The sequence below is a fragment of the Bacillus sp. LB7 genome, from assembly GCF_030449715.1.
Lineage (GTDB): Bacteria > Bacillota > Bacilli > Bacillales > Bacillaceae > Bacillus > Bacillus paralicheniformis.
Genome location: NZ_JASGCA010000004.1, coordinates 327,779 through 338,763, shown reverse-complemented (window position 1 = coordinate 338,763; position 10,985 = coordinate 327,779). Strand labels below are relative to the sequence as shown.

At 46.7% G+C, this 10,985-nt stretch carries 10 protein-coding genes, 3 pseudogenes and 1 riboswitch; of the genes and pseudogenes, 6 read left to right on the top strand and 7 right to left on the bottom strand.

Features of this window, described 5'->3' with window-relative positions; genetic code table 11:
* Positions 1–148: 148 nt before the first annotated feature.
* The 6 genes and pseudogenes from QMZ64_RS08355 to QMZ64_RS08330 all read right to left on the bottom strand — a co-directional run bounded on the left by QMZ64_RS08355 (position 149) and on the right by QMZ64_RS08330 (position 3,965).
* Positions 149–565, bottom strand: coding sequence for a GNAT family N-acetyltransferase (locus QMZ64_RS08355; RefSeq protein ID WP_265627311.1), 417 nt, complete (start codon positions 563–565; stop codon positions 149–151).
* 9 nt (positions 566–574) lie between these two features.
* Complete coding sequence (locus tag QMZ64_RS08350; RefSeq protein ID WP_165426709.1) at positions 575–1,084, bottom strand: YjcG family protein; 510 nt, start codon at positions 1,082–1,084, stop codon at positions 575–577.
* 64 nt (positions 1,085–1,148) lie between these two features.
* A complete protein-coding gene (locus QMZ64_RS08345; RefSeq protein ID WP_107661697.1) occupies positions 1,149–1,871 on the bottom strand; it encodes an esterase family protein in 723 nt (240 codons plus the stop codon).
* Positions 1,872–1,982: 111 nt separating this feature from the next.
* Positions 1,983–2,438, bottom strand: a complete 456-nt coding sequence (locus QMZ64_RS08340) for a helix-hairpin-helix domain-containing protein (RefSeq protein ID WP_265627310.1) — start codon at positions 2,436–2,438, stop codon at positions 1,983–1,985.
* 11 nt (positions 2,439–2,449) lie between these two features.
* Entirely contained in the window at positions 2,450–2,938 is a 489-nt protein-coding gene (locus tag QMZ64_RS08335; protein WP_243939743.1) for a DinB family protein, read from the bottom strand.
* Positions 2,939–3,018: 80 nt separating this feature from the next.
* Positions 3,019–3,965, bottom strand: a pseudogene (locus QMZ64_RS08330) (helix-turn-helix transcriptional regulator).
* A gap of 127 nt (positions 3,966–4,092) precedes the next feature.
* A riboswitch (SAM riboswitch) is annotated at positions 4,093–4,209 on the top strand.
* Positions 4,210–4,273: 64 nt separating this feature from the next.
* On the opposite strand from QMZ64_RS08330, the gene QMZ64_RS08325 reads away from it, so the two are divergent.
* Positions 4,274–5,398 carry a methionine biosynthesis PLP-dependent protein gene (locus QMZ64_RS08325; protein WP_265627309.1) on the top strand — a complete coding sequence of 375 codons (1,125 nt, stop codon included), beginning with the start codon at positions 4,274–4,276 and terminating at the stop codon, positions 5,396–5,398.
* Positions 5,388–6,563: a cystathionine beta-lyase gene (gene metC / locus QMZ64_RS08320; RefSeq protein ID WP_265627308.1), complete on the top strand. Its 1,176-nt coding sequence runs from the start codon at positions 5,388–5,390 to the stop codon at positions 6,561–6,563. Before QMZ64_RS08325 ends, metC begins: the two co-directional genes overlap by 11 nt.
* Positions 6,564–6,607: 44 nt before the next feature.
* Here the strand turns inward: metC and QMZ64_RS08315 are convergent, their stop codons facing one another.
* Complete coding sequence (locus QMZ64_RS08315) at positions 6,608–7,798, bottom strand: DUF819 family protein (RefSeq protein WP_265627307.1); 1,191 nt, start codon at positions 7,796–7,798, stop codon at positions 6,608–6,610.
* Positions 7,799–7,966: 168 nt separating this feature from the next.
* Here QMZ64_RS08315 and QMZ64_RS08310 point away from each other — a divergent pair, with 168 nt between their 5' ends.
* The 4 genes and pseudogenes from QMZ64_RS08310 to QMZ64_RS08295 all read left to right on the top strand — a co-directional run bounded on the left by QMZ64_RS08310 (position 7,967) and on the right by QMZ64_RS08295 (position 10,890).
* Positions 7,967–8,536 carry a MarR family winged helix-turn-helix transcriptional regulator gene (locus tag QMZ64_RS08310; protein ID WP_265627306.1) on the top strand — a complete coding sequence of 190 codons (570 nt, stop codon included), beginning with the start codon at positions 7,967–7,969 and terminating at the stop codon, positions 8,534–8,536.
* Positions 8,523–8,873 carry a hypothetical protein gene (locus tag QMZ64_RS08305; RefSeq protein WP_301441232.1) on the top strand — a complete coding sequence of 117 codons (351 nt, stop codon included), beginning with the start codon at positions 8,523–8,525 and terminating at the stop codon, positions 8,871–8,873. Before QMZ64_RS08310 ends, QMZ64_RS08305 begins: the two co-directional genes overlap by 14 nt.
* Before the next feature lie 110 nt (positions 8,874–8,983).
* Positions 8,984–10,357: pseudogene (locus tag QMZ64_RS08300) on the top strand (serine hydrolase).
* A 100-nt stretch (positions 10,358–10,457) separates the two neighbouring features.
* Positions 10,458–10,890 (top strand): annotated as a pseudogene (locus QMZ64_RS08295) (SMI1/KNR4 family protein).
* Positions 10,891–10,985: the final 95 nt, after the last annotated feature.

The window sequence follows — 10,985 nt, the reverse complement described above, 5'->3', positions numbered from 1 at the left end:
GCAAAGGAAACGAAAGTAAGGCGAAGGCCTTTGAGGTCTGGCCAGTAGAAGTAGTACATAAGGCGAACCATTCAGAAACCCTTTAGGGTTTGGTCAGTAACAAAGGCTTTCAGCCGCAGAGAAAACCACCCGTTAGCACGGGTGGTTATTATTTGACCATTTTGACATGGGGGATATTCGCATCTAAAAATTCTTCAGACACGACTTTATAGCCGTGTTTTTCGTAAAAGGGAACAGCCTGTGTCTGTGCGTTCAGCATGAATTGAACCGCACCTTGCTTGGCGGCTTCCTCTTCAAGCGCCTGAATGATCAGGTTGCCGACGCCGAGGGAGCGGTGGCTTTTCAGCACACAGATTCGTTCAAGTTTGCCGTAGCCGTCGACAAGCCGCAGCCGGCCAGCGCCAATCGGCTCTTTTCCGTCATAGATGACGAGATGTGAAGATTCCTGGTCGAGATGATCCATTTCTTCTTCCGGTGATACGTGCTGCTCCTTGATAAAGACTTCCTTTCTAACAAAGAAGGCGTCTTCAAGCTGTTGTTGATTCTTCACAATGACGGCTTCCACTGGCTTTCTTCACGCTCCTAAAATAAAAGTTTCATAGACGGTCCATGATCCGTTGTCCAATTGGTAAAGCAGGTGAAAGCGGTCGATGACTTCTTCGTGTGACGCGTCTCTCATTTTCAGCGTGCCGAGGACGTCGGAATGCTCATCATCTGACAGCTTTTGTGCGACTGTGACATGGGGAACAAACGCGTATTCGGGTTTGTCTTCCAAAACGCCGCTGTACATTTTTTCATGAAGCTGCGTCAATTCTTCTGTCGGTTCGGCTTTCATGTAGATGACATGATTGACGGGGGCAAAGGAACTGAATTTTGTAATCTTCAGCGTGATGGGTTTCAGCTCTTTTGAAAGCTCCCTCAGGTGTCTTACGACGCCCGCGATCTCGTCTTCAGACGCTTCAAAAGGTGTTCTTAATGTAAGGTGGGGCGGAATTAAAGCGTAATTCGGGTCATAGCGTTTTCGGTAGGAATTTGCAATGTCCTGAAGTTTTTTTGATGGAAATAGCACAATACCGTATTTCATTTTGTTCCCTCCTTAAACAATTGATATGGTTTAGTATATCAAAGATGAGCCGATATACAGAGAGCTACAGCATTTTTTTTAAAGCGGGGGTGATGAGCGGCTGCCAGTACGTCCACTTGTGATCCCCGTCGAAAGCTTTGAAATCGTAGTTTGTCTGCTTTTCTTCAAGTAATTCTTTTAATTGCTCATTTGGACCTGTGAAGTCCAAAATTTGATCATCTGTCGTTTTGACGGCGGTTTCCTTCTCTCCGATTTGGTGGCAAATTGAAATAAGCTGCAGGGAATCGGACTGTTTCACTTTATCGAGAACATGGCGGTCGACATAAGGTGACTGCATGATGACGTTCCCGAACATATTCGGATAGTCAAGCGCCGTCATGAGAGAAACCGTTCCTCCGAGCGAATCCCCGATCAGCGTTCTGCCTGATCCGACTTGGTATGTCGGATACTCTCTGTCGGTGAAAGGGACGAGTTCATTTGCCAAAAAACGTTTATACGCTTCGAATTTTGACCCTTCCGGATGGTATGTAAGCCTTCTCTCCTGTACGTTTTTGTACGGAATGCCGATGATGATGCTTCTTTCGATTTCACCGTTCGCCAGCAGTTCTTCCACCTGTCTGCTGATGCGCCCGAGCCTGAAATAGTCATGTCCATCCTGTGCGATGATCACATGATATTTATAAAGCGGCGAGAAGGATGACGGCAAATAGACGAGAAGCTCCATTTCCTCGCCGAGCTCTTCCGAAAAAAGCTTCTTCTCCTGAATGACTCCTGTTTTCATAGCCAAGGTGAATTCCTCCAGAAATAATGTTTGTGAACGTTTCCATTCATTTTAACACGAAATTCTCTTGTGAAAGAAGCGAAAAGGGCTGCCGAACTGTTCGGCAGCCGTGTTTTTTTATGATCGTTTTTTTTCGTACCAGGGCGTTGACGGTCTATCCGGAGGGTATCCGTAGCGCTCACGGTACTTTTTTCTTTCCGCTGTGAAATCCCACCAGCTTTTGTCGCTTTCGGGATCGTTGGCATAATGGACGATGCAGCGCAGCGCATCTTCTGCACAAGGGTCTTCCCAGTAGCCTTTCAGTTTTTCCAGGCGGATGATCAAATCCGCACCTGATTCATGCTTGATGTCGCCGAGGGAATAGTAGCCTAAGTCAACGGCGCACTGCGCCATTTTCGGCCCGATGGAAGGAACCGTTTGAAACTGGGCGAGCGCCTTGATGTATGCGGCGCGCTCCAAAGACGAACCGAGCGCATGTGCAAGGACGGACAGATCCATATATGCCGTTTTTTTTATTTTCACCTTGGCTGTCCTTAAGTTTGACCGTTCTTTTTTTGTCAGAGGCAGCTTCATATGAACACCTTTTAAAGATACAGATCGAACATGTTGACGTCATAGCCGAGCTGTTTTAAATAATTAAACAGCTGGGCCCTGTGATGGAAGACGTGGGTGAGCGTTTCCGTCAGCCAGCGGCTTTGGGTCATCCCTTCATCGAGGTAAAACGGCTTTGTTTTTTTCGTCAAAAACTCCTCGTCGGAGAGGGAAGTCATATACGTTTGAAAAGCGGCGAATCCTTTCTGCATCGCTTCAGCCATTTGGTCAGCAGACTGTAATGCACTATACTTCTTTTCAATCCGGGAGATGGCGGCCTCTTCCTTTTCCTGCATGATGGCCAAGTCGGCTTCTGGGATGGCCGTCAGATGGCTTGCCAGTTCTTTTAGGCTTCGCATGCGGTCGGCGGGCCGGTAAGACCAGTCAGATTCCTTCACTTTTTTCAGAAGATGACACGTGGAGCGGACGCCTGTCTCCATTTCGTGGAACAAATCGCTCCGCAGGACTTGAACTTGATTCATTTGCTTCATCCTTTCCATTTGGCTTTATTCTAAAAGTATCACCTAATCCTGACAGGCTTTGTCACGTTTCTTTAAAAAAGTCAGTCGTACCTTGCTAAAATTTCAGAAGCCTTTCGTTTCAGCTGAAGCTTGATTTCCGCGGGTTCTTTGACCGTTGCCTCAGTGCCGAGGTTCCACAAAAGGTCTCCGAAATACTCAAGTTCTGACCTGGGGAGGTTTGCATCGATAACCCCCGTTCCGTCATCCCGCATGGTGAGGATCTTGCATAAATCCACATCAGCCGCAGCCCGCCTGGCTCCTCTGCGTGTCAGTTCCGCTTGCAGCCGCACCGGTTCAGGGCACTCGCTCTCCGAATGTTTGATCCAGCTGAGAACCGATCGATAGGGAAGCTGGCGGGCCAGCGGGCTGGCCGCTTTTTCCGCCCGAAGGATGCGGTCGGCGCGGAACAGTCTGAACGCCTGCCTTTTAAAGCAATAGGCCGGACAGTACCAGAAGCCGTTCCAGCTGTACAAGCCGATGGGTTGGATGGATCTCTCCGCGCAATCGTCTGTTCCGTCATAAACGACTGTCAAAACGGATTGAGTGATGGCTGCGTCAAGAAGCGTTTCTAAATGTTCGGCGGCTTTGGGACGATGCGGATTCCAGAACACGATTCTGTCTTTCATCGCATCAATCCGCTCCTGTGTTTCCGCGGGAAGGTGACGGTAGAACTTTTTTAAAACCATCCGCGTTTCCGCATCAAAGGGAAGCGATCCGAAAAACTGCAGAGATTGATACGCGAAAAACATAGCCGCCGCCTCTGATTGTGTAAAAAAGAGCGGCGGAAGCACAGGTTCATTCAGCAAATAATAGCCTCCGTTCGCGCCTGTTTCAGAATAGATCGGGACGCCGAGCCGCTCAGCTCGTCCAGATCGCGGAGAATCGTGCGGTAGGAAACCCCGAATTCTGCTGCGAGCTCCCCGGCCGTAAATTTTCGTTTTGTATGAACGGTCATCATCAATTCGATTAATCGCTCTGTTTTTGGCATCTGATTCCTCCGGTTCCGTCGTTTGGTTTCATCATACCATGTTCAATATGAGGAAAGATTTAAAAATGACCCTTGAAAAATGTCTTGACTTAGGTTAAAGTAAAGAACAATCAGAAAATTGAAGAGATTCTTATCACGAGAGGTGGAGGGACTGGCCCTTTGAAACCTCAGCAACCGGTCTGCACTGACGATGTCAGTGTACCAAGGTGCTAAATCCAGCAAGCAGATGCTTGGAAGATAAGAAGAAGCGCATAATCCCCCTTCTTCTTATGAAGAAGGGGTTTTTTATTTTAAAAGGATGGTGTCATATGACTGAACATGTACAAACAACGCTGGCGCAAATCGGCAACCGCAGTGATGAAATAACGGGAACTGTCAATCCTCCCGTTTATTTCTCTTCTGCGTACAGACACAAAGGAATCGGGGAATCCACAGGCTTTGATTACATTCGCACAAAAAATCCGACAAGACAGCTTGTTGAAGATGCAATCGCGAAACTCGAAGGGGGAACGCGCGGCTTTGCGTTCAGTTCCGGTATGGCTGCCATTCAGACGATCATGGCTCTGTTTCAAAGCGGGGATGAACTCATCGTTTCATCCGATTTATACGGGGGAACGTACCGCCTTTTTGAAAACGAATGGAAGAAATACGGACTGCGCTTTTTCTACGACGATTTTTCAGACGAAGACTGTATTAAGTCGAAAATCACGAACAATACAAAGGCACTGTTTGTAGAAACGCCGACAAATCCGCTCATGCAGGAAGCCGATATTCAAAAAATCGCGCAAATCGCCAAAGAGCACGACTTGCTGCTCATTGTCGACAATACGTTCTATACACCGGTTCTGCAAAGGCCGATTGAGCTCGGCGCTGATCTTGTCATTCACAGCGCGACGAAGTATTTGGGCGGTCATAACGATCTTTTGGCGGGGCTTGTCGTCGCAAAAGGCGAAGAGCTGTCTGAGGAAATGTTCCAGCACCAAAACGCCATCGGCGCGGTTTTATCGCCGTTCGATTCATGGCTCTTAATGAGAGGGATGAAGACGCTCGCTCTCAGGATGAGACAGCATCAGGAAAACGCACAGGAACTCGCGGCCTTTTTGGAAGAGCAGGAGGAAATTGCCGATGTTCTTTATCCGGGAAAAGGCGGCATGCTGTCATTCCGCGTTCAGAAAGAAGAATGGGTCAATCCGTTTCTGAAAAATCTCAAGACGATCTGTTTCGCCGAAAGCCTCGGCGGAGTCGAAAGCTTCATCACCTACCCGGCGACACAGACCCATATGGATATTCCGGAAGACATCCGAATTGCAAACGGCGTCTGCAACAGACTTCTGCGCTTTTCAGTCGGAATCGAACACGTCTCAGATTTAAAGCAGGATCTCAAAACTGCGCTGGAAAAAGTGAAAGGGGAGGCGGTTTCGCATGAGTCATGAAAACTGGACGCTTGAAACAAGGCTTGTTCATAACCAAAATAAAACGGACGGAGCAACCGGAGCCGTCAGCGTGCCGATCCAGCACGCCTCAACCTTTCATCAAGGTTCTTTTGACAAATTCGGCGAATATGACTACAGCCGGTCAGGCACACCGACAAGAACGGCGCTTGAAGACACGATAGCCGAGCTTGAGGGAGGGACGAGGGGATTTGCTTTTTCATCCGGAATGGCCGCGATTTCCACCGCCTTTCTGCTTTTGTCAAAGGGCGATCACGTGCTCGTCACAAAAGATGTGTACGGCGGCACTTACCGGATGATTACGGAAGTGCTGAGCCGCTTCGGGATTGAACATACTTTCGTCGATATGACGGATTTAAATGAAATTGCTTTAAACATAAAGGAAAACACAAAAGTCATCTACCTTGAAACACCGTCAAATCCGACGCTCGGCATTACGGATATCAGAGGGGTCGTCAAGCTTGCCAAGGCGCACGGCTGTCTGACGTTTCTTGACAACACGTTCATGACCCCGGCGCTGCAGCGACCGCTTGAGCTCGGCGTCGATGTTGTGCTACACAGCGCGACGAAGTTTTTAAGCGGACACAGCGACGTCTTATCAGGCCTTGCCGTCGTGAAAGACAAAAAGCTCGGGGAAGAACTTTATAAACTGCAAAATTCGTTCGGCGCTGTTCTCGGCGTCCAAGACTGCTGGCTTGTGCTGAGAGGGCTGAAGACACTGCAGGTTCGGCTTGAAAAATCATCGCGAACGGCTCAGCAGCTCGCTGAATTTTTTGAAAAGCATCCGGTTGTCAAACAAGTGTATTATCCGGGGCTGTCTTCGCATCCTGGTGCATCCGTTCACAGGCACCAGTCATACGGCGCCGGCGCTGTCCTTTCATTCGAGCTGGAGAATGCAGAAGCCGTGAAAAAGGTTGTGGAACGCGTCTCTCTTCCGGTCTTTGCCGTCAGTCTCGGCGCTGTGGAATCGATCCTTTCTTATCCGGCAAAAATGTCTCACGCCGCCATGCCGAAAGAAGAGCGGGAAAAACGGGGGATCACCGACGGCCTTTTGCGGCTGAGTGTCGGTGTGGAAAATGCCGATGATTTGCAGGCCGATTTTGCCCGTGCATTGGAAGCTGTATCCGGAGCGCTCGCCCGATCATAAAAGAAGCCGCAGACTCTTCAGGGAATCTGCGGCTTTTTTTGCGTTTAAACCAGGGTGGAAAACCATGTGCCCAAGAGGGTGCCGACATAATTACCGATCAGATATCCGAACGTCCCGACCAGCATTACCGGAGCAACGAGGCCCTGCCAACCTTTGGCAATCGCCATCGCAGCCGCTGTTGTCGGACCGCCGACAGACGCATTGCAGGCCAAGAGAATTTCCTCGAGCCGAAAACGAAACAGCTTTCCGGCGACGAGCGATACGAGCAGGTTGGACATGGCAACCACAAACACAAATGCAAGGAGGAGCGGGGCGTTCATGAGAATGATCCGCAAGTCTGCCGGAATGCCGATGACGACAAAGAATAGGTAAATCAAATAAGTCCCGATTTCCTGTGTGCCGCGCAGCCGTTCAAAATAGCGGGGGAAGGCAATCGTCAGCAAAATTGTCAGCGTCGTCAGCAGCAAGAACTGGTCGCCCAAGACAAAGGCAAGAAACTGAAACCCGTCGTCAGAAGAAAAATGCTCTTTGAAAAAGGCCGCTGCTTTTACAGACACAACAACGATCGCAAAGGCGGTTCCGATGTTTAAAGAAATGTCCTGCAAGGACATCTCTTTTCTTTTCCAATAGGCTTCCGCCTGATTTTTGCGGCCGGCCGCCTCTTCAGGAACGCCAAAGCGTTTTTGAAACCATTTAAGCGCCGGTATCCCCATTAAAATGAAAAAAAGAAGAGCCATCATAAAATGATCTGCAACCACCGTCGATGATACATACTCACCGGGAGTTGAGAACTTCGCGGCCATCGCTGCAAAATTCACGCCTCCGCCGATATAAGAGGCACTGATCATCCCGCCGATTTTCTCAAGGTGCGGAATCTGCTGCTTAAACAGAAAAAAAGCAATCACGCTTCCGGCCGCAGTGCCCAGGGCGCTGATGCAAAACATCATCAAAAGCCTGCCGCTTTCTTTCAGGATCTTCCGCACATTGATTTGAAAAAGCAGCAAAGGTATCGCAAGCGGAACAACATAGGACCACACCGCATCATAGACGGGCGACTCGGCCGGAAGAATCCCCGCATTCGTAAACAGCATCGATCCGCCCAGCGCCAGTACAGCCCCCGATACGGCCGCAGCCCAGCGATACCGCTGCTCCAAATAAATACTCACCGCCGCCCACACCGCAATAAACCCCCAAAGCACCCATGCATCATCCGCTGAAATGAGTGAAGAATTCATAAAAACCCCCTGTTTCTGATTAGTATTTTGAATTATCTGATAATTAAATAGTGTAAAACGGAATGCCCAATTGATCAATCATAAAAATAGTCACCATGTTGACAGTTTTACGGAAAGAGGGTATTGTACATTTGTCAGCATGTTGACTATATTCGAAGGAGAGAAAAAATGGATATCAACGGCTTAATCAAAGAATTACATTTGATGCAGCAAAGCTATGCGACATTGTTTTCAGTTGTCAATAAGGTGCAAACCCGAGGTGATGAATACATGGAAATATTAACTTCCAGGCAACATATGGCACTCATCGCCATCGCGCATTTGCCGACTGAAACTGCCACGCTTACGAATATCTCCAAAAAGCTTGGCACAACCAAACAGACCGCCAACAAGCTGATGACAGGTCTGATCAAAAAAGGCTATATCAAATCAGTGCCAAGTCAAAAAGACAAACGCTCCATTAATATTGAAATGACCGCTGAAGGAAAGAAAGCGCTGGTGGATTGTTCCGAAAGGTCCGTCTATTTCTTGGCCGACTTGTTTCAGCAGTTTACAACCGAAGAGGTTGCGACATTTTGGCGGCTGCTGCAAAAGCTTTACCGTTTTGACGGTGAAGAACAAGACGGTTTTGAGGAGAATGCAAACATTCAGCTTGGCGTGGGAAATCCGTTAGATACAGAAAAGATTCTCGGAGAATTTGAGAAACGCCGCTATGGAGGAGAAAATGATGAAAAATAATCTGTATGCAAAGGTAACTATTTTTAAAATCAAGGTAAAGAAGAGGTTCTATCATGCAAAAGATAAATTCCTGCAGACAAAGGAAACCATTCGCCGCGGCGCAAAGTTAGACAGGACCCTTTTTCTCAAGCTGCATTGCTCTGATCATCATCGGATATTCCTGGGGGACAAATGCGGAATGGCTCGTCTGGTTAGGGGCGGCAACTCTTTTGAGCAACGTTTTATTGCTGTTTGCAACATTCTTTCGCCGCAATCAAAAGTCCATTTGACATTCATTTGTGCTGTGGCAAATGGGTCGCACCGCAGATCAATGAGTGACTTGCGAAAAGGATGTTGAAACTTATTAGAATGGTAGAACAGTGATTTCAAAGACAAGAAGCAGTCTTGTCTTTTTTTTAGTTGAAACCTCTTATTTCCATATGCGTATAAAGAAAGGGAGGTGGAAAAGTGAAACAGAAAAAAAGAGAACAACTTGTTAACCTGTTTAGTGTGTTAAATGAAAAAAGTCAGATCAACGCGGCGGTGTTAGTCGCTGAAGACGGAGACATTCTATATCAAGGCGCCTTCGGATATGCAAACTTGGCAGATAAGCGTTTATTGCAGGAAGATTCCTTATTTGAATTAGCATCGCTATCCAAGCCGTTCACTGCTTTGGGTATCCTTCAATTAGCACAGCAAGGGACATTGAATATCGAGGATCCCGTAGAACGGTGGATAACCGGATTTCCCTATCAAGGTATAACGATTCGCGATTTATTGACACATACGTCGGGTCTGCCCGATTATATGGAGTGGTTTTTACAACATTGGGATCATAACAAGATTGCTGTTAATCAAGATATCGTTGATATGCTGATGAATCATCAGCCGCAACGCTATTTTGCCCCGGGTGAAGGTTGGCTGTACAGCAATACGGGATATGTGCTGCTTGCGGTTATCATTGAAAAGGCATCCGGTCTGAGTTTTGCCGAATATATGAAAAAAAGTATCTTTGAACCGGTGGAAATGCGGAACTCAAGGGTGTATAACAGAAGGCTTCAACCTGAAACCATTGAGAACTATGCGTATGGATATGTGTATGACGTGCATACAGAACAGTACGTTCTGCCTGATGACCTTGAAGAAACAAAATATGTCTGCTATCTTGACGGGATTCAGGGGGACGGAACCGTAAATTCAACCATTCATGACTTGTATTTGTTTGACCAAGCCTTATATGCAGATTATTTGATCAATCAAGTCTCAAAAGAGCTTGCTTTTTCTCCCGCGTCTCTGAAAAACGGAGAGTCCGTAGATTACGGGTGTGGATGGGTGCTTCGGGACAGTCCTGAAACAGGGCGAATTGTCGGTCACAGCGGCGGCTGGCCAGGCTATTCAACCGTAATGATCCGATATATCGATCAACGAAAAACCTTCATTTATTTGAGCAATGTGGAACAGGATGATGAATATGAACAGGCCATTTTTGAAGCCGTTGAAAATATCCTGTTTGAAAAGGCCTACAAAACCCCTGACCGCCCCGCCGATAAAAAGAAAAAAGAGATCGATCCGGCCATTTACAAAAGATATGTCGGAAGTTATTCACTTCAGGCTGGCACCGTCGCTGATGTGACAGTTGATAAGGAACGGCTTTATATGCAAATCACCGGACAGATCCGTTTTTAATTATTTCCAGCCTCGGAAACGCACTTTTTCCTCAGATCATTGTCTGTTGAAGTGGAATTTATTTTGGAGAATGGTGTGGTAACCCGCTTGATTATTTATCAAAATGGCGCAGAGGAAGAAGCGGTGCGGATAGTGGAATCAAACAGCAAGGTATGAACGTTGTTTGGCGGCCTGGCTGAATTTCTTGATGAGCATCAATCGGATATTCATAGTAAAGGTGCACCATCTATAAGGCTGTCTAAGGCGGTTCATGAGGCTGAACAAATTTAATTTTATAAAAAATAGTCATCATGAGTTTTATGAGTTAAAAGAAAACGATCTCATAAAAGCGGAAGATAGACTTGGCTTTCTATTTCCTAAAGAACTCAGAGAATTTTATTTAGAGATTGGGTACGGGTTTATAAGAGGGAATAAAAGTGCAATAAACAGATTTTTAGATCCCGCTACGATCGCAGATATCACTTTAAGGGAAGATATTTACGAATTTGACCCTGATTTAGATGATATATATGAAGATGAAGACAGGCTTGTTTTTTATGAGGTAAATGAAGGTGTATATTTAACGCTTGATTTAAATGATACCGATAAGTCATCGGTATTCTTTTTTTAAAAAAATAGCTGACTCTCTAGAGGGATTTATTAAAAAAGTTGATCAAAATGATCGATACTTTGAAGATATGGCAGATTAAATATTTTTTGATTTTTTAGATGGAGTTCTTACAAAGCTAGACTGCTGAAACAATAGAAAAAACCGAGCAGAAAAAACATCTGCTCGGTTTAAAAA